The organism is Cellulomonas sp. ICMP 17802, from assembly GCF_041295535.1.
Taxonomy (GTDB): Bacteria; Actinomycetota; Actinomycetes; order Actinomycetales; family Cellulomonadaceae; genus Cellulomonas.
Map to the genome: position 1 here is coordinate 1 of NZ_JBGFQZ010000020.1, position 17061 is coordinate 17061.

Annotated in this window: 14 protein-coding genes; 2 read left to right on the forward strand and 12 right to left on the reverse strand. The window is 73.5% G+C overall.

Going from position 1 to position 17061, the window contains the following annotated elements; translation table 11 throughout:
* Window positions 1-328: 328 nt before the first annotated feature.
* The 3 genes from AB5970_RS13925 to AB5970_RS13935 all read right to left on the reverse strand — a co-directional run bounded on the left by AB5970_RS13925 (window position 329) and on the right by AB5970_RS13935 (window position 3871).
* On the reverse strand, window positions 329-1270 hold the full coding sequence (locus tag AB5970_RS13925; protein ID WP_370504552.1) for a co-chaperone YbbN: 942 nt from the start codon (window positions 1268-1270) through the stop codon (window positions 329-331).
* Window positions 1271-1331: 61 nt separating this feature from the next.
* A complete protein-coding gene (locus AB5970_RS13930; protein ID WP_370504553.1) occupies window positions 1332-2339 on the reverse strand; it encodes a hypothetical protein in 1008 nt (335 codons plus the stop codon).
* Window positions 2336-3871: a hypothetical protein gene (locus AB5970_RS13935; protein ID WP_370504554.1), complete on the reverse strand. Its 1536-nt coding sequence runs from the start codon at window positions 3869-3871 to the stop codon at window positions 2336-2338. Before AB5970_RS13935 ends, AB5970_RS13930 begins: the two co-directional genes overlap by 4 nt.
* Window positions 3872-4091: 220 nt before the next feature.
* Here AB5970_RS13935 and AB5970_RS13940 point away from each other — a divergent pair, with 220 nt between their 5' ends.
* Both AB5970_RS13940 and AB5970_RS13945 read left to right on the forward strand, forming a co-directional pair.
* Window positions 4092-6347 (forward strand): hypothetical protein, encoded by a 2256-nt coding sequence (locus tag AB5970_RS13940; RefSeq protein ID WP_370504555.1) that lies wholly within the window; start codon window positions 4092-4094, stop codon window positions 6345-6347.
* 21 nt (window positions 6348-6368) lie between these two features.
* Window positions 6369-6800 carry a hypothetical protein gene (locus AB5970_RS13945; protein ID WP_370504556.1) on the forward strand — a complete coding sequence of 144 codons (432 nt, stop codon included), beginning with the start codon at window positions 6369-6371 and terminating at the stop codon, window positions 6798-6800.
* Window positions 6801-6804: 4 nt separating this feature from the next.
* Here AB5970_RS13945 and AB5970_RS13950 read toward each other — a convergent pair whose 3' ends face one another.
* From AB5970_RS13950 to AB5970_RS13990, 9 genes are all read right to left on the reverse strand, one after another.
* Complete coding sequence (locus tag AB5970_RS13950; RefSeq protein ID WP_370504557.1) at window positions 6805-7584, reverse strand: alpha/beta fold hydrolase; 780 nt, start codon at window positions 7582-7584, stop codon at window positions 6805-6807.
* Window positions 7581-8345, reverse strand: coding sequence for an alpha/beta hydrolase (locus tag AB5970_RS13955; RefSeq protein WP_370504558.1), 765 nt, complete (start codon window positions 8343-8345; stop codon window positions 7581-7583). The genes AB5970_RS13950 and AB5970_RS13955 overlap by 4 nt, the downstream gene beginning before the upstream one ends.
* A complete protein-coding gene (locus tag AB5970_RS13960; RefSeq protein WP_370504559.1) occupies window positions 8342-9178 on the reverse strand; it encodes an HAD family hydrolase in 837 nt (278 codons plus the stop codon). The genes AB5970_RS13955 and AB5970_RS13960 overlap by 4 nt, the downstream gene beginning before the upstream one ends.
* Window positions 9175-9474 carry a hypothetical protein gene (locus AB5970_RS13965; RefSeq protein ID WP_370504560.1) on the reverse strand — a complete coding sequence of 100 codons (300 nt, stop codon included), beginning with the start codon at window positions 9472-9474 and terminating at the stop codon, window positions 9175-9177. The genes AB5970_RS13960 and AB5970_RS13965 overlap by 4 nt, the downstream gene beginning before the upstream one ends.
* Before the next feature lie 317 nt (window positions 9475-9791).
* Window positions 9792-11234: a GH1 family beta-glucosidase gene (locus AB5970_RS13970; RefSeq protein ID WP_370504561.1), complete on the reverse strand. Its 1443-nt coding sequence runs from the start codon at window positions 11232-11234 to the stop codon at window positions 9792-9794.
* A 180-nt stretch (window positions 11235-11414) separates the two neighbouring features.
* Window positions 11415-13685: an alpha-xylosidase gene (gene yicI / locus AB5970_RS13975; protein WP_370504562.1), complete on the reverse strand. Its 2271-nt coding sequence runs from the start codon at window positions 13683-13685 to the stop codon at window positions 11415-11417.
* Window positions 13686-13697: 12 nt separating this feature from the next.
* Window positions 13698-14588: a carbohydrate ABC transporter permease gene (locus tag AB5970_RS13980; RefSeq protein ID WP_370504563.1), complete on the reverse strand. Its 891-nt coding sequence runs from the start codon at window positions 14586-14588 to the stop codon at window positions 13698-13700.
* Window positions 14588-15565 carry a carbohydrate ABC transporter permease gene (locus AB5970_RS13985; RefSeq protein WP_370504564.1) on the reverse strand — a complete coding sequence of 326 codons (978 nt, stop codon included), beginning with the start codon at window positions 15563-15565 and terminating at the stop codon, window positions 14588-14590. Before AB5970_RS13985 ends, AB5970_RS13980 begins: the two co-directional genes overlap by 1 nt.
* A 76-nt stretch (window positions 15566-15641) precedes the next feature.
* The gene (locus tag AB5970_RS13990) at window positions 15642-16964 is read right to left on the reverse strand and encodes an ABC transporter substrate-binding protein (protein ID WP_370504565.1); all 1323 of its coding nucleotides are present in this window, start codon (window positions 16962-16964) and stop codon (window positions 15642-15644) included.
* Window positions 16965-17061: the final 97 nt, after the last annotated feature.

The following is a 17061-nucleotide window of genomic DNA, read 5'->3' on the forward strand; positions in this document are numbered from 1 at the left end:
CATTCAGGCTCTTCAACCTGTCCGGAGGCAACCGTTCTAACTTAGCGGAGCCGACCCTCCCCGTCAAACCCCCTCGTCAGAGGCGATTCAGCTGGGGTGGAACCTCAGTTCCGCGCCCGGACGCTCCAGGTGACCGACGATGTGATCGCCGGTCAGGAGTTCCGGGGGGTGTCGCTCGGGGGACCAGCCACCGTGGTTCGATCCGCGGTGTCCGTTCCTCCCTGCCGGGCGACGTCGAGAAGATTACGCAGGGTCGGGGCCGGAGAGCAAATCCCTGCCCGGTGACGCGGGTCACGTCGCCCGGATGGGCGCTGACCTGCGACGACGCTCAGTAGAGCGCGCTCGCCATGGCCCGCCGGGCGGCGATGACGCGGGGGTCCTCGCCGCCGATGACCTCGAACAGGTCGACCAGCCGCACGCGGACGCGCTCACGGTCCGCGCCGGCGGTGGTCCGCAGCACGTCGACCAGTCGCGCGAAGGCGTCCTCGACCTTGCCGCCGAGGATGTCGAGGTCCGCGACCGCCAGCTGCGCGTCCACGTCCGACGGGTCGGCGGCTGCCGCGGCGCGAGCAGCCTGGAGGTCGGCGTCGCGCGTCCGGTCGAGGAGGCCGACCTGCGCCAGCCCCGCCCGGGCGAGCGCGTCGCGCGGGTTCTCCTTGAGCGCCTGCTCGTAGGCAGCGGTCGCGGCGGGCAGGTCGTCACGCTCGATCGCGTCGTAGGCGGCCTGGTGCAGGGGCGGGAGCTCAGGCTCGGGCTCCTCCTGCGGCGCCGGCGCGGAGCCGTCGCTCGGGCGCACGCGGCCCGTGATCCCGTTGGCCTCGGCCGCGGCGAGCACCTGGTCCAGGACGGCCCGCACCTGATCGCGCGGGTAGGCGCCCTGGAACAGCGGCAGCGGCTGCCCGGCCAGGACGGCGACGACGGTCGGCACGCTCTGGGCCTGGAACGCCTGCGTGATCTGCGGGTTGGCCTCCGCGTCGATGCGGGCGAGCTGCCAGCGGCCGGCGTCCTCGTCGGCGAGCGAGGCCAGGTCGGCCGCGACCGTCGCGCTCGCCTCGCTGCGCGGGGACCACAGGACGACGACGACCGGGTACTCCGTGGAGGACTGGACGAGCGCCGGGAACGAGTCCTGGTCGACGTCGACCACGTACGTCCCCGGGGTCGGCAGCCCACCGGGGCTGCCCGGGGCGGGCGTCGCCGGGCGGTTCAGCGTCGAGAGGTCGACGGCGCCGCGGACGTCGAGGCGGGGGCGTGGTCCGGTGGGCTGGGACATGCGTCGATCATCCTTCGGGGCCTGCGTCGGTCGGGTCAGGGGGTGGTGCGGTCCTGCGGTGTCACTCGGCCGTCGCCGACGTGACGGCGTGCTCAGCCGCGAGCAGCTGCACGGGTGCGGTGCTGTCCTTGGGCGGCACGTACATGACGAGCACGTCCGTGAAGTTGCGGACGAAGTTGCTGCCGGCGCTGGTCTTGCCGGTGAGCGCCGCGTAGAAGGGGTCGGAGATCGGGATCGTCCCACCTGCGACCGTCAGCGTCACGGTCGAGACCGTGGCGAGCTGCCCGACGACGATCGCGCCGCCGTCGACAGTCCCCAGGGCGACCACGGACGCCGGGTCCGGGGTGTAGGTCTCGCTGGCGCTGCCTGCCGCCTGCACGCCGGCGGCCGTCGCCGCGCGGGCCGCCTCGATGCTCGTCCGGAACGTGTCCGGGGCGAACGTCGCGGCGAACGTGGACGCGTCCCCGTTGGCCAGGACGTCGGCGTACTGCTGGAGCGCCTCGGTCGGTGTCACCTTCAGCGTCGTGGCGTCGGGGGCGACCACCGGGCTGCCCGTCTCGGGGGCGGCCGTCGGAGGCATCTGGATGCCCGCGCCCATGCGGCCCCAGCCCCACAGCTTGTACGGCTCGCGCGGGGCGGCCTGCTGCATGACCAGGATGCGGGGAGCCTGCAGGTCGTCGGGCTGCTTGGTGACGACCAGCTGGGTCCGCGGCCAGACGTCCGTCTGGGGCACGATCAGCGCCTGGGCGTCCGTGGGCAGCGCCGTGGGCGGCTTCGCGCCTGCGGTCGCGGTGGACCGCAGGTACTCGGCGCTGCGGATGGCCAGGGCCGGACCGTCCACGCGCGGCGCCAGCTGGGCCGGATCGAGCGCGGTGTCGCCCGCGGTCAGGACGGTGCCGAGGTCCGTGAGCACGTCCTGGGACTGCCCGACCGTCGTGGCGGCCGGGGCGACCGCGGGGACCGCCTCCGGCTCCGGCTGCGGCAGCGGGTTGCTGCACGCGGCGAGCCCGAGGAGGAGCACGGCGCCGAGCGCGGCGGCAAGCCGGCGGGAGCGGGGGCTGCGCGTCATCGTCCCTCCTCCTTGGTCGCGTCGGTCTCCGGGTCGGTTCCCGTGGTGTCACCCTCGGTCGGCGGCAGGCCCCAGGCGCGGCGCCAGGCGTCGGCACGCGAGCCGCCCGCGGCGTTCTCGTCGGCGGGGGTCGGGTGCTCGGCCGCGGTCCGCACCCAGGTCGGTCGGCCGGCGTGCACCGGCTCGGCGTCGGGCCCCGCCGGCGAACCCGGCCGCAGGCGCGCACCGGGCGGTGGCGGGACGGCGGACCATCCTGTCGGTCCGCGGGGGTCCGGTGCGGGGGCCGTCGGGGCGGGCGACGGGGCCGTCGGCGCGTGGGCCCAGGACGGGCGGCCGTGCGGGGTCGCGCCGGGATGGGTCGGGGCCGCCGGGTTGACCGCGGGTTGTGCCGGGTCGGTCGCCGCAGGTCCGGCCTGCGAGGCGGTGGGCGCAGGCTGGGCAGACGGGCGGTCCGGCTGTGCGGTCGACGGGGTCGGTGCCCAGCCGGACGCGGCGACCGGCCGCCCGGTGGTGGTCGGTGCCGTCGGCGCGGCGGGCCCGTCCGGCGTCGTCGGCGGACTCGCCACGGTCGGCATGGAGCCCGTGGGCGGCCGCAGGGCGCGCCGGGTCGTCGGGACCGCGGACGGCGCGCCGGAGGCGGCGGGCACCGGTGCCGCGGCCGTCTCGTCGGGAGCCGGGGCCGCGACCCGCGGGACCGAGCCGGTGCGCGGCCTCGCCGCCCGAGCCTGTGCGGCCTCGCGCAGCTGGCGGCGGGTGAGGACCGGGACGTCGTCGACCGCGCCGACGGTCACGCTGTCGACCGCGGGGATGGCGCCGGTGGTCACGGGGTGCCAGACGGGCTCGTCGAGACCCGCGCGACGACGGCGGACGTCGCGCAGGAGCAGCCAGCCGGCCAGGAGCAGCAGCAGGACGCCCACGACCACGCACGGCCAGAGCCACGGGGTGGTGACCACGCGGGGCCAGGCGAGCGAGAGCGTCGGGGCGGACTCGCCCGTGCTCACCGCGAGGAGGCTCCAGCGGCCCTCCTGCGCGGGCCACTCGAGCGTCGCGGACCCCTTCCCGGTCTTCTCGACGACCCAGAGGTCGGAGCCCGTCGGGTCGGCCGCCGTGGCGGGTGCGGCGGCCGCGGAGTCCGACGGCGCCGGGGTGGCGGCGTCGGCAGCAGGTGCGGTCGCGGCGTCCGAGGGTGCGGCGGTCGGTGCGGGGGCCGCCACGTCCTTGACCGCCAGCGTGTGCCAGCCGGACAGGCCGGTGACGGTGCCGTGCGCGTCGGTGCCCACCCAGCCGGCGACGTCCGTGTCCCGGCCGACCGCGAGCACGACGTTCCCGCCGTCGGGCACGCTCACCTTCACCGTGACGGGGTCGCCGCCGAGCTCGAGGACGCCGGGCTCGGTGACGAGCGTGTGGGGGCCGCCGGACGTCGTCGCGACGAGGACGTCGTCAGCACGCCACACCGTCGCGGAGGCGATGCCGAGACCGATGACGACCAGTCCGACGACGCCGACGGCGGCGATGATCAGTCGCTTGAGCACGCAGGATCCTCCAGGGACGAGAAACCCCCAGGATAGGCAGAGCCTCACGTCCCGGCCGAACCGGGACCGAGTGGACGGATGGGCGTCGATGTGCGTGGCCGGGCCGACGCCGTCCGCGGCGCCGTGAACACGCGTATCCTGACCGGCGGGCTCCGGAAGTCGACGAGCGCCTCGACCGAGGCTGCTCCGCGCGGAGCCACCGTGCCCAGGAGGACTGCTCGTGCCCGACGCCCGGACCCCCTTCCCCGTCGTCAACTTCCGCGGATACGAACGCGAAGCCGTCGACGCCCGAATCACCGGGCTCGAGAAGGCCCTCGCGGACGCCCGCGCCCAGGTCGAGGCCCTCGACGGCCGCGCCATGCAGGTGGCCGGCGAGCTCTCCGAGGCGCACCGCCAGCTGCGTGAGGCCGAGCGGCCCACCTACTCCGGGCTGGGCTCGCGGATCGAGCAGCTGCTGCGGTCGGCCGAGGAGCAGTCGTCGGACGTCGTCACCCAGGCGAACGCCCAGGCCGCCGACGCACTCGCCCGCGCCAAGCTCGCGTCCGGCCAGCTGCGCGCCCGCGCCGAGAACGAGGTCGCCGAGGTCGTCGCCACGGCCCGTCGCGAGGCCGACGAGGTCAAGACCACGGCCGCCGCCGAGGCCGAGAGCACGCTCCTGGCCGCCCAGCGCCGCGCCGAGGAGCTGGTCGGGTCCGCCGAGCGCGAGGCCGCCCGCATCCAGAGCGCGATCACGACCGAGGAGAGCGAGCGGCGCAGCTCGCTCGAGCGCGAGCTGGGCACGCTGCGCGCCAGCGTCGAGCACGAGGCCACGCAGCTGCGCATCGCGACGGAGCGGACCGCGAGCGAGCTGCGGTCGCGCGCAGAGATCGAGACGACCGCCCAGCGCGAGGAGGCCGAGCGGTACGCGCTCGACCTGCGCCAGAGCGCCGACGCCGACACCACGGAGCTGCGCCAGCGGGTCGAGGGCGAGCTCGCCGCGGCGCGCGTCGAGGTCGACCGGTACGTGGCCCAGCAGCGCAGCGACGCCGCCGCCGAGGTGGGTGCCGCCCGCCAGCAGGCCGCCGAGGAGGTCACGTCGCTGCGGGTGCAGACCCAGGAGTACGCCGACGGCGTGCGCGCGGCAGCCGAGCGGGACGCCGCCGCGCTGCAGCAGCGCGTCGCGGCCGAGGTCGCGGCCCTGCGCGTCGAGGCCGAGCAGTACGCGGCGTTCGTCCGCGCGCAGGCCGAGCGCGAGACCGGCGAGCTGCGGTCGAAGACGTCCGACGAGCTCACCGCGCAGCGGGCCGAGGCCGACCAGGCGGTCGTCGCGCTGCGTGGCGACGCCGACCGGTACGCCACCGACCTGCGCGCGCAGGCCGAGCGGGAGACCGGCGAGCTGCGCGAGCGGACCGTCACCGAGACCACCCACCTGCGGGACCTGACCACGCGCGAGGCCGCGGAGCTGCAGGAGGTCACCGCCCGGGAGACCGGCGAGCTGCGGTCCGCCGCCGACCGCGAGACCGCGGAGCTGCGCGAGCGCACCCGCCTCGAGGTGGAGCGGGCGCTCACCGACGCCCGACGTTCCGCCGCCGAGCTCACGGCCGCGGCCAAGGCCCACGCCGACGAGATGGTCCGCTCCGCGGAGCAGCAGCTGGCCGACGCCGAGCTGACCATCGCCTCGCGCCGCGAGGCGGCCGAGCGCGACGACGCCGAGCGCCACGAGCGGGCACGGTCCGAGACCGAGCACCTGGTGCGCGACGCCGAGGCGCACGCCGCCGAGGCCGAGCAGCGGGTGGCCAAGGCGCTGGCGCAGGCCGACAAGGTGCGCACCGACGCCGAGCAGCACGCCAAGGAGCTCATCTCCAACGCGCGCAAGAATGCCGACCGCGTGGTGGCCGAGGCCCGCGAGCACGCCGAGAAGCAGATCTCCGACGCGATGATCGAGTCGGAGCGCGAGCGCACGTCCGCCACGCGCCAGGTCGAGGACCTCAACCGCCAGCGCGAGTCGATCACGTCCTACCTCGACGAGCTGCGCAACCTGCTCGGGCACAACCCCGACCGCGCCACGCTCGAGCGGGCGACACGGGCGGAGCAGGCGTTCGAGAAGGAGCAGAAGTCGGCTCCGGCGGCGGCCAAGAGCGGCGGCGACAAGAGCGGCGGCGACGCTCCGGCGGCGCCCGCCGGGAAGCCGGCGCGTCCCGCGTCGCGGCCCACCAAGTCGCGCCCGGCCCCCGTGTCGGCGGCTGTGCCGGTGGTCGCGGAGGCACCCGCCGCCGACGGGTCGGCCCCGTCGACCGACGAGTCCGGCAAGGCGACGGCCGAGGACGCCGTCGAGACCAGCGGCGCCACCGAGAGCACCGAGGTCGTCGAGAGCAGCGAGGTCGTCGGGGGCGGCGACGCCGTCGAGAGCGGCGACGTCAAGGACGAGCCCGCCGCTGCCGATGCCCAGGACGAGCAGCCCGCCGAGAAGGACGACGCAGCCGCGCCGACCCGCTGACGGGCACGTCGGAGGGCACCCGTGACCGATCAGACCGCGTCCGACGCGACCGCCCGCTGGCGCGAGGAGCGCCGCGCGGCGGCCGCGGCGCACGGCGAGCTGCTGGCCGAGCGCCAGCGGGCGGAGTCCGCCCGGGCGCAGGAGCTGATCGACGCGTTCCTGATCCGGGTGGCTCGCCTGGGCCCGCAGCCGGTCGAGCTGTCCGCGCGCAGCTACGACGGCCGGGCGCGGTACCGCACGCCGCTGACGGGCTGGTACCTGCGGCGCGACGAGACGGTGGCCATCGACACCACCGGCAAGTTCTACGTGCTCACGACGCCGCCCAGCCTGGCCGCGCGCTTCCGCGGGGTGACCCCCGAGCCGTCCGCTCCCCCGCTGGTGATCGGCGCGGGCGGCAAGGACGGCGAGTCGCTCGACATGTCCGAGGCCCTGCGGCGCGTGCTGGGGCGATAGGTCCCTACGCGGGGTCGGCGGCCTGGGCCAGCTCGGCGAGGGCTGCGGCCACCGCGGCGGGCTGCTCGACGGCGGACAGGTGTCCCGCCCCGGGGATCACCACCAGGCGCGCGTCGGCGGCCGTCGCGACCAGGTGCTCCGCGGCCTCGAGCGGGGTGACCGTGTCCTCGTCGCCCACCACCGCGACCACCGGGCCCGCGAAGCCGCGGAGGACCTCCGAGCGGTCGGGCCGGGCGGCCATCGCGCGCTGCGACCACGCGATGCCGGTGGGCTCCTGCTGGTCGATCCAGGCGGCGACCTCGTCGGCGACCTCGGGCCGGGCGGCCCGGGTGGTCTCCCCGAGCAGCGACGTGGCCATCGGCCGCACGGGGTCGACCGAGCCCGTGGCCTCCGCCTCCGCGGCGATCCGCAGGCGGTTCGCGCGCGCGTCGGGCGCGTCCGCGGTCGACTTGGTGTCCACCAGGGCGAGGCCCGCGACGAGGTCCGGGTGCCGCTCGACCAGCGCGAGCGCGACGTAGCCGCCCATCGAGAGGCCGGCGACCACCGCGCGCTCGATGCCGGCCGCGCGCAGGGTCGACGCGACGTCGTCGGCGGACGCCTCGAGCGCCGGCTCGGGCAGGTCCCTCGCGCGGCCGGGGGTCCCCGGCAGGTCGATCGCATGCACCGCGCGACCGGGCGGGAGGGCCGCCGCGACGCCGTCCCACATCCGGTGGTCGAGGGGGAAGCCGTGCAGCAGGACGAGCGGCAGCGTGTCGTCGCCCTCGCGGTAGGTGTGCAGGCTCATGCGTCGTCCTCCGCCGTGCTGCTGGGACCCGCCCAGTGGGTGGGCAGCGGGACCTCGTGACCGGGGAGCACGTGCGCGACGATCTCGTCGAGCACCCGACGGACCGCGGTCTCGCCCACCCACAGGTGCTTGGCGCCGTCGACGCCGATGACCTCGGCCTGCGAGACACGCGCGAACCGCCGGCGGGCTTCCTCGGGGCGCAGGTAGTCGTCGAGCTCCGGGACCAGCACCACCAGCGGCTTGCCGAACTGCGCCCACGCGTCGAGGTCCGCGTCCGTGGCGCGGTGCAGCGGCGGAGACAGGAGGATCGCGCCCTCGATCGACGGATCGCGACCGTGCATGAGCACCAGCTCCGTGCCGAAGGACCAGCCGACCAGCCAGCGCCTCGGCAGGTCGTGGAACTCGGCGAACTCGATCGCGGCGTGCACGTCGAACCGCTCGGCGACACCCGCGTCGAAGGTGCCGCCGCTGGTGCCGCGGGGGCTGGCCGTGCCGCGCGTGTTGAAGCGCAGGACCGCGAGGTCCGCGAGCGCCGGCAGCCGCCACGCGGCCTTGCGGTAGACGTGCGAGTCCATGTACCCGCCGTGCGTCGGCAGCGGGTGGAGCGTCACCAGGGTCGCGGCGGGCGGGCGGTCGACCGGCACCGCCAGCTCGCCGACGAGCGTCAGGCCGTCGGCCGTGTGCAGCTCGACGTCCTGGCGGACGGCGGGCAGGACCGTGAGCGAGCGGATGAGGCCGGGATCGGTCGTGGGCGTGGTCATCGGGACGAGCCTAGGACGCCTTCGGCCAGCGCACCCGCGAGGTCCAGGACGTCGGCCACGCCGTCGTCCGCGTTCGACGCGCACCGGCGCGCCGCGGCCGCGAGGACCGCCGGGTGCGCGTTGGCCACCGCGAAGGACGTGCCCGCCCAGCCCAGCATCGACAGGTCGTTGGGGGCGTCGCCGACGGCCCACACGTCCGCCGCGTCGATGCCGCGGGCGGCCGACCAGTCGGCGAGCGTCGCCGCCTTGGTGATGCCCGGCCCGGAGATCTCGCCCAGGCCGGACGCGCCCGAGTCGGCCACGATCCCGAGGTCGCCGACGACGGCCGCGAGCTCGGCGGCGAACGCGTCCGTGATCGGGCGCGTGCTGCGGACCAGCAGCTTGAAGGTCGACGGGCCGAGCACGTCCTCGATGCGGTCGGCCGTCGGGCTGCCCGGCGGCACGTGGTGCGTCGAGAGGAACCGGGTCTCGTGCGCGAAGCCGTCGACGCTCTCCGCGGCGAGGTGCACCGCCTCGGGACCGCCCCAGGCCGCCCTGATCCGATCGGCGATCCGCGCGACGAGGTCGGGCGGCATCCCCCGCTCCGCGAGCACCCGTCCGCTGCCCACGTCGAGCACCGCGGCGCCGTTGGCGCAGATGGCGACGCCGTGGCCGGCCACGTGCGGCGCCAGGTGACGCAGCCACCGCGGCGGCCGGGCCGTCACGAACACCACCTCGACACCGGCGTCGGCGGCTCGGACCAGGGCCTTCGCCGTGCGCTCGGACACCGAGCCGTCCGGGCGCAGGAGCGTGCCGTCGAGGTCGGTGGCCAGGAGCCGGGGAGCGCGGATCATCGGCGCGTCGGGCCGCGGCGCGCGCGGGCCTGCCAGCAGGAGCTGTGCCAGTGGCGCCGGTCGTCGAGGGCCTCGCCGAAGAGGCCGTCGGTGCGCCACGCGACGACGTGGGCCGTGCCGGGGGTGACCACCTGGTCGCAGCCCGGGCAGCGGTACCCGCGGTCGGAGCCGCGGACGTGCTGGACCACCCACTCGCCGTCCGGCGCGGACTCGGAGCGGCGGCTGCCCGTGGCCCGGTCGAGGTCGAGCTCGACGTGCTCGGCGCCGTACGGCCGCTTCGTCGATCGTCGTCCCACTCCGCCATCCTCCCCCACGCACCGCCGACGTCCGCACGATCGAGCGCCCGGGCGAGCAGATGTGCGGACGCTACCGCCCGGGCCGGGGGACATCCGCGTGATCGAGCGCCCGGGCGACCGAATGTGCGGACGTCGTGGGGAGAGGTGCGGGACGTCCGAGCACATGAGGGCTATGGCAGCCAGGTGCTCGGACGTTGCTGTCAGAGGTGCGCAACGTCCGAGCACATGAGGGCTGTGGCAGCCAGGTGCTCGGACGTTGCGGGATGGAGAGATGGCGACGGCCGAGCTCCCGGGCGGGGGCTCGGCCGTCGGTGGGGTCAGAGGGCGGCCGACTCCGGGGTCGGGATCGTGCTGGTGCGCAGGAGCTCCCGGTACCAGAGGCCCGAGTCCTTGACGGTGCGCTCGAGGGTGTCGTAGTCGACGCGGACCACGCCGAAGCGGCGGTCGTAGCCGTAGGCCCACTCGAAGTTGTCCATCAGCGACCAGACGAAGTAGCCGCGCACGTCAGCGCCGCGCTCGATGGCCTCGCCGACGGCGTCGATGTGGTCGTGGAGGTAGGCGACGCGGTCGGCGTCGTGCACCCGGCCGTCGGCGCTGACCTCGTCGTAGAACGCGGCGCCGTTCTCGGTGATGGCCATGGGCACGCCCGGGTAGCGGTCGTGGATCTCGAGCAGCAGGTCGACGAGCCCCTGCGGCTCGATGTTCCAGCCCATCGCCGTGTGCGGGCCGGGCTGCGGGAGGAACTCGACGTTCGTCGCGCCGATCCAGGGGCTGTGCACCGACGAGCGGTGGCCGTCCGGGCCCGGGGTGCCGTCGCCGTCGGGCGGCGTGCCGTGCTGGACGCGGCCCGTGGAGTAGTAGTTGACGCCGAGGAGCGCGAGCGGGACCTGGATGAGGTCGAGGTCGCCGTCGAGGACGAACGACCAGTCGCTGATGTGCTCGGTGTCGGCGAAGACCTCCTTGGGGTACTCGCCGTCGAGCATCGGGCGCAGGAACACCTCGTTGGCGATGGTGTCGATGCGCCGCTTGGCCTCGACGTCCTCGGGCGCGTCGGTCGCGGCGCGCGTGACGTGCAGGTTGAGGGTCACCGAGACCGGCGTGTCCTGGCCCAGCACGTCCTTGATGGCGCGGCCGGCCAGGCCGTGCGCGAGGTTGAGGTGGTGCACGGCCGCCAGCGCCTTCGCGTCGTCGGTCACGCCAGGGGCATGCACGCCCGAGCCGTACCCGAGGAACGCGGAGCACCACGGCTCGTTCAGCGTGGTCCACAGGTGGATGCGGTCGCCCAGCACCTCGGCGAGCTTGCGCGCGTACGCCTCGAAGGCGATGGCGGTCTGGCGGTTGGCCCAGCCGCCCTCGTCCTCGAGCGCCTGCGGGAGGTCCCAGTGGTACAGCGTGGCGACGGGCTTGATGCCGGCGGCGATGAGGCGGTCGGCCAGGTCGACGTAGAAGTCGAGGCCGGCCTGGTTGAACTCGCCCGAGCCGGTGGGCTGGACGCGGGGCCACGCGATCGAGAACCGGTAGGCCTGCAGGCCGAGGTCCTGCATGATCGCGACGTCCTCGGCCACGCGGTGGTAGTGGTCGGCCGCGACGTCGCCCGTGTCGCCGTCGAGCACCTTGCCGGGCGTGCGGGAGAACGTGTCCCAGATGGACGGCAGACGCCCGTCCTCGTCGACCGCACCCTCGATCTGGTACGACGCGGTGGCCGATCCCCAGAGGAAGTCGGCGGGGAACTGGCGTCCGGAGGGGCGCGTGATCGTCATGGTGGGGGTCCTTCGGTCGAGCGGACTGGTCCGGGCGGCTGCAGGTCTGCGGGGTGGCGGGCCGCGGCGCTCGACCGGCTCCTGCGCCGGTGGACCACGGGCCGCCCCCATGTCGAAACGATACGATACACATCGTGGGAACGCTCCCGCCACCCCGGTTGCCCGGGGCGGCGGGAGCCGTCAGAGCGCGAGCTCGACCGCGTCCTGCCCGGCGCCCGCGCTCACGGCGGGTCCGTCGAGGCCGATCTGCACGTGCCAGGGACCCGTCGCGCCGCGCGCCGCGACCCGCACCGTGCCGCCGTCGCGCTCGACCACGAACGTGGCCGGCTCGCCGCCGTCCTGCGCCGGGACGAGCACCACGGACCGGTGCCCGTCGGCCGGCTCGAACAGGCGCAGCGTGACGCCGTCGGCCCAGTCGTAGTCCGGCCGGTCGGTGCGCGCGCCGACCGGCAGGACCGCGTCCGGCCGGACGTACACGGGCAGCGACGAGAAGCCGTGCTGCTCGCGCACCCAGCGCGGGCCGGTGACCTGTCCGCCGTCGAGCAGCGAGGTCCATGTGCCTTCGGGCACGTAGACGTCGACGTGCCCGTCGGCGGAGAACACGGGCGCCACCAGCACGTTCTCGCCCAGCATGTACTGGGTGTCGACGGTGGCCGCGCCGGGGTCGTCGGGGAACTCGAGCACCATCGGGCGCATGACCGGCAGGCCCTGCTCGTGGGCGTCGAGCCCGAGCCGCCCGAGGTACGGCATGAGAGCGAGCTTGAGCTCGGTGAACGTGCGCGTGACGTCCACGGCCTCGTCGTCGAACGCCCACGGCACCCGGTACGAGTCCGAGCCGTGCAGCCGGCTGTGGGAGGAGAGCAGCCCGAACGGCAGCCACCGCTTGAACACGGCGGCGTCGGGGGTGCCCTCGAACCCGCCGATGTCGTGGCTCCAGTAGCCGAAGCCCGACGACGAGAGCGACAGGCCCCCGCGCAGCGACTCGGCCATCGACACGAACGTCGACTCGCAGTCGCCGCCCCAGTGCACCGGGAACTGCTGGCCGCCGGCGGTCGCGGAGCGGGCGAACAGCACGGCCTCGCCCTGGCCGCGCTCGGCCTCGAGCAGCTCGAAGACCGCGCGGTTGTACTGGTGCGTGTAGTGGTTGTGCATGCGCTCGGGGTCCGAGCCGTCGTGCCAGACGACGTCGGTGGGGATCCGCTCGCCGAAGTCCGTCTTGAACGCGTCGACGCCCTGGCCCAGCAGCCGCCGCAGGTGTCCCTGGTACCAGGCGACTGCCTCGGGGTTGGTGAAGTCGACCAGCGCCATGCCGGCCTGCCACTGGTCGGTCTGCCAGACCGAGCCGTCGGCCCGCGTCACCAGGAAGCCGCCCGCGCGCCCCTCCTCGAACAGGACCGAGCGCTGGGCGATGTACGGGTTGATCCAGACGCAGACCTTGAGGCCCTTGGCGTGCAGCCGCTCCAGCAGGCCCTCGGGGTCGGGGAACGTCGCCGGGTCCCACGTGAAGTCGGTCCAGTGGAACGCGCGCATCCAGAAGCAGTCGAAGTGGAAGACGCTCAGCGGCAGCCCGCGCTCGGCCATGCCGTCGACGAACGACATCACGGTGGTCTCGTCGTACTGCGTGGTGAACGACGTCGACAGCCACAGCCCGTAGGACCAGGCCGGCACGCGCGCGGGGCGGCCGGTCAGCGCGGTGTATCGACGCAGGACGTGCTTGGGCGTCGGCCCGTGGATGACGTAGTACTGCAGGCTCTCGCCCGGGACGGAGAACTGCGTGCGCGAGACCGCCTCGGAGCCGACCTCGAACGAGACCCGTCCGGGGTGGTCGACGAAGACGCCGTAGCCCGCGTCGGACAGGTAGAACGGCACGTTCTTGTACGCCTGCTCGCTGGCGGTGCCGCCGTCCTCGTTCCAGACGTCGACCGACTGGCCGTTCTTGACGAAGGCGCCGAACCGCTCGCCGAGCCCGTAGACGTGCTCCCGGACGCCCAGCGACAGCTGCTCGTGAACGTAGGAGTCGCCGCGCGCGTCCGTGACGACTCCGACGCTGCGCGCCGTCGACGAGGTGAGCACCCGCCCGTCCGCCTCGAACTCGACGCCCCACTCCCCCGTCGTGGCCACCCGGGCCGTGAGCCCGCCGGACCGCAACGAGGCCACCGGGCCGTCGGCGACGACCTTGACGTCCGCCGCCGACCGCGCGACGTCGAACGCCGGGCCGCGGTCCACGCCGCCCACGTGGTGCTCGATGCGGACGCCGATCACGTCGTCCATGGGCGACGAGAACGTCACGGTGACGAGCGGGCGGTTGAGGGTGTCGCCCCGCGACGTCAGCGGGACCGTCGCGCTGTAGACCGTGAGCGTGTCCTCGCCCACCACGACGTCGGCGACGCTGCGCGGGCGCAGCACCTGGACGCCGGGGAGGAGCTGCCAGTAGCCGTCGGTGAACTTCATGGGTCGATGCCTTTACTTGACTGCGCCGGCGGTGACGCCGCGGGTCAGGGTGCGCTGGAACAGGAGGAAGAACAGGACCGCGGGCACGAGCGAGACGAGGGCACCGGCGTTGGTGGTCGGCGCATCCATCATCCGGTCACCCTGCAATGACGCCAGTGCCACAGGGATGGTCTGCGTGTCGTTGGAGGTCAGCATGACCAGCGGGATGAAGAACTCGTTCCAGGTCCAGATGAAGAAGAAGATCATCAGCACGGACAGCGTCGGCCGGACCACGGGGAACACGACGCGCCACAGCACCTGCCAGCGGGTGGCGCCGTCCAGCGCCGCCGCCTCGAGCAGCGCCTTGGGGAACGTGCTGAGCACCGAGGACAGCAGGTAGGTGCCGAACGCCGACTGGATGACGGTGAAGATGATGATCACCGACCACGGCGAGTTGGACAGGCCGGCCTGCTGCGCCATGGTGAACAGGGGGTAGATCAGGGCCTCCTGCGGCAGCATCGTGGCCAGCAGGAACAGCGTCACCACCCAGAGCCGGCCCTTGATCCGCCCGATGCCGATCGCGTACGAGTTCAGCAGCGAGAGCAGCGTGCCCGCGATGGCGACCGCGCCGGAGATCCAGATCGAGTTGAGCAGCTTCTGCGGGAAGTTCACGCGGTCCCAGAACGCCTTGACGCCCGTGGTGTAGAACTCCTGCGGCCAGCTGAGCGGACCGTTCGCGGAGTAGTCCGCCGGGGACTTGAACGCGTTGAGCAGCATGATGAGGAACGGCACGATCATCAGCAGCGCGACGAGCACCGCGAACGCGAGCACGAACCAGCGGGCCGTCCCGCGGCGGTGCCGGGCACCGCTCGGCAGGTCGGCGTGCACCTTCGTCGCCGGAGCGGCGACCACCTCGACGGCCATCAGCCGACCCCTTCCTTGCGCTCGGACCGCGCCTGCAGCACGAGGATGATCCCGGCGACGACGACGATCACGAGCGTGAGCACGTTGGCCACCGCGGCGCCGTAGCCGACCTTCGACTTGTCGAAGAAGTTGAGGTACGAGTAGTAGCTGGGCACCAGGGTCGAGCCCTCCGGGCCGCCGCGGGTCAGCACGTAGATCGGGCCGAACACCTTGAGCGCGGCCACGGTGCACGTCAGCACCACGACGAACGTCTCGGGCTTGATCTGCGGGATCGTGATCGCCCGGAAGCGGCGCCACCAGCCGGCGCCGTCGAGCTCGGCCGCCTCGTACAGCTCGGGGTCGACGCGCTGGAGCGCCGACATGAAGATGACGACCGGGTAGCCGATCTGCACCCACACGAGCACGAGCATCACGCTGGGCAGCGCGGTGGTGGGCGACCCCAGCCAGTTGGGCGGGTTCTCGATGCCGATCGACCGCAGGATCTCGTTGACCGCGCCGGTCTGCGCGTTGAGGATCCAGTTCCACAGCACGCCGGCGACGGCGACGGGGAGGATCTGCGGCAGGTAGTACGTGGCCCGCAGCACCGAGGCGGAGCGGGCGCCGAACGTCTTGCCCAGGTAGTCGAAGAGCACGGACGCCAGCAGGAGCCCGATCAGGGTCGGCACGATCACCATCGCGACGATCATCGAGATCGAGTTCCGGAACGAGGTCCAGAACTGCTCGTCGTGCAGCAGCGCCGTGTAGTTGTCGACGCCGACCCAGATGTGAGGGGCCATGCCCCCCTTCCACTTCTGGAAGGAGTACACGACGTTCGTCGCGAACGGGATGCCGATGACGACCACGAACCCGATCAGACCGGGCACCAGGTACGGCAGGTAGGGCACCCACGTGGGGCGGGTCCGGCGGCGACGGGGAGCACGCGTGGTGGCGGGCGGCGCGGCGTCGAGCGTGCGGTCGTGCAGAGCGTCGGTGCTCATGGGGTCCTCCGTGGGGCGGGCCCGGCGGCCCGGGCGGGTGCTGACTGCGGGCAGCTCCCGCCCGGGCACGACGGGGTCACTCGCCGAGCAGGTCCTGCTTGCCGGACTCGTAGGCGTCCTTGAGGCCGTCGAGCACCTCGTCGGGCGACTTCGACTGGTTGACCAGCGACTGCAGCTGGCTGACGATCACGTCGTAGAACCCCGCGACCGGCCAGTCCGGGTAGTAGGCCAGGCCGTCGTCGCCGAGGATGTCGGTGAAGTTCTGCGTGAGCTCCGCCGTCTTCGGGTCCGTGATGGTGGACGGGTCGCCGGCGACGGGCAGACCGCCCGCCTGACCGAGCACGTCCTGCACCTCGGGGCGCAGCGTGATGTCGATGAAGTCCTCGGCCAGCGTCTTGGAGTCCGCGTTGGTGGGGACCACCCAGATGTTGCCGGACGAGCCCGGGTGCAGCGTGTTCTCGGGGAACAGGGTCTGCGCCCAGTCGAACGTGATCTCGGACTGCAGGCGGCCGAACCACCACGAGCCGGAGACCATGATCGGGTAGGTGCCCGCGATGAACGAGGTGCCCATGTCCTCGGCGGTCAGGCCGGCCGAGTCGGACGCGATGTAGCCCTTCTTGACCCACTCGTCGAGCTTCTCGGTCGCCTTGGTCATGGCGTCGCCGTGCCAGTCGACGTCGTTCTTGAACAGCTGGTAGTCGTCCACCAGCGCGCGGTCGCCGTAGTGCAGCACCAGCTCGTACCAGAGCTGGCCCAGCGGGTACTCCGCGCCGGCCTCGGCGAGCGGCGTGACGCCGTTCTGCTTGAAGGTGGCGAGGGCGGCCTCGAACTCGTCGAAGGTGGTCGGGACCGCGATGCCGTACTGCGCGAACAGGTCCTTGTTGAGGTAGACGCCGACGAACTCGCCGTAGTTCGGCACGCCGTACCAGTCGCCCGAGCCCATGAGCCCGTTCTCGTCGTACGTGGCGGTCGTGGCCAGGGAGCCGCTGAGCTTGGTGTCCCAGCCCTTCTCCTTGGCGACGTCCGTCAGCGGGGTCAGCAGGCCCTGCGACGCGAGCTGGCCGGCCGTGGCGTTGCCCTTGTTGTACTCCATGACGTCCGGGACGTCGTCGCCGGTGAGCACGATCTTGGCGTTCTTCTGGATCTGCTCGAACGTCTGGTGCTCGACGTCGACCGTCACGCCCGGGTGCTCCGTCTTGAAGATCTCGATGGCCTTGTTCCAGGCCTGACCCATGGCGGACTCGTCGTTCTCGTAGTGCCAGATGGTGAGCGTCTTGGTGTCCGCGTCACCGTCTCCGCCGCCGCTGCCCCCGCCGCTGCTGCTGCAGGCGGCCAGTGCGAGCGGGGCGAGGAGGGCGGCGGTACCGACGGCCGCCCATCGCCGTGTGCTGATCCTCATCCGGGTTCTCCTCATCGAGTGGATGGTCGGGTGTGAGGCCCGATCGTCGAAGCGCTTCGATAACTTAGCGTCCGATTCTTTCGTTGTCCAGCCGGGG

What these genes read in the sequence shown, in the direction of transcription:
- AB5970_RS13925 (WP_370504552.1), bottom strand. Translation starts at nt 1,270, where the DNA reads ATGTCCCAGCCCACCGGACCACGCCCCCGCCTCGACGTCCGCGGCGCC.
- AB5970_RS13930 (WP_370504553.1), bottom strand. Translation starts at nt 2,339, where the DNA reads ATGACGCGCAGCCCCCGCTCCCGCCGGCTTGCCGCCGCGCTCGGCGCC.
- AB5970_RS13950 (WP_370504557.1), bottom strand. Translation starts at nt 7,584, where the DNA reads ATGAGCCTGCACACCTACCGCGAGGGCGACGACACGCTGCCGCTCGTC.
- AB5970_RS13955 (WP_370504558.1), bottom strand. Translation starts at nt 8,345, where the DNA reads ATGACCACGCCCACGACCGATCCCGGCCTCATCCGCTCGCTCACGGTC.
- AB5970_RS13960 (WP_370504559.1), bottom strand. Translation starts at nt 9,178, where the DNA reads ATGATCCGCGCTCCCCGGCTCCTGGCCACCGACCTCGACGGCACGCTC.
- AB5970_RS13970 (WP_370504561.1), bottom strand. Translation starts at nt 11,234, where the DNA reads ATGACGATCACGCGCCCCTCCGGACGCCAGTTCCCCGCCGACTTCCTC.
- yicI (WP_370504562.1), bottom strand. Translation starts at nt 13,685, where the DNA reads ATGAAGTTCACCGACGGCTACTGGCAGCTCCTCCCCGGCGTCCAGGTG.
- AB5970_RS13980 (WP_370504563.1), bottom strand. Translation starts at nt 14,588, where the DNA reads ATGGCCGTCGAGGTGGTCGCCGCTCCGGCGACGAAGGTGCACGCCGAC.
- AB5970_RS13985 (WP_370504564.1), bottom strand. Translation starts at nt 15,565, where the DNA reads ATGAGCACCGACGCTCTGCACGACCGCACGCTCGACGCCGCGCCGCCC.
- AB5970_RS13990 (WP_370504565.1), bottom strand. Translation starts at nt 16,964, where the DNA reads ATGAGGATCAGCACACGGCGATGGGCGGCCGTCGGTACCGCCGCCCTC.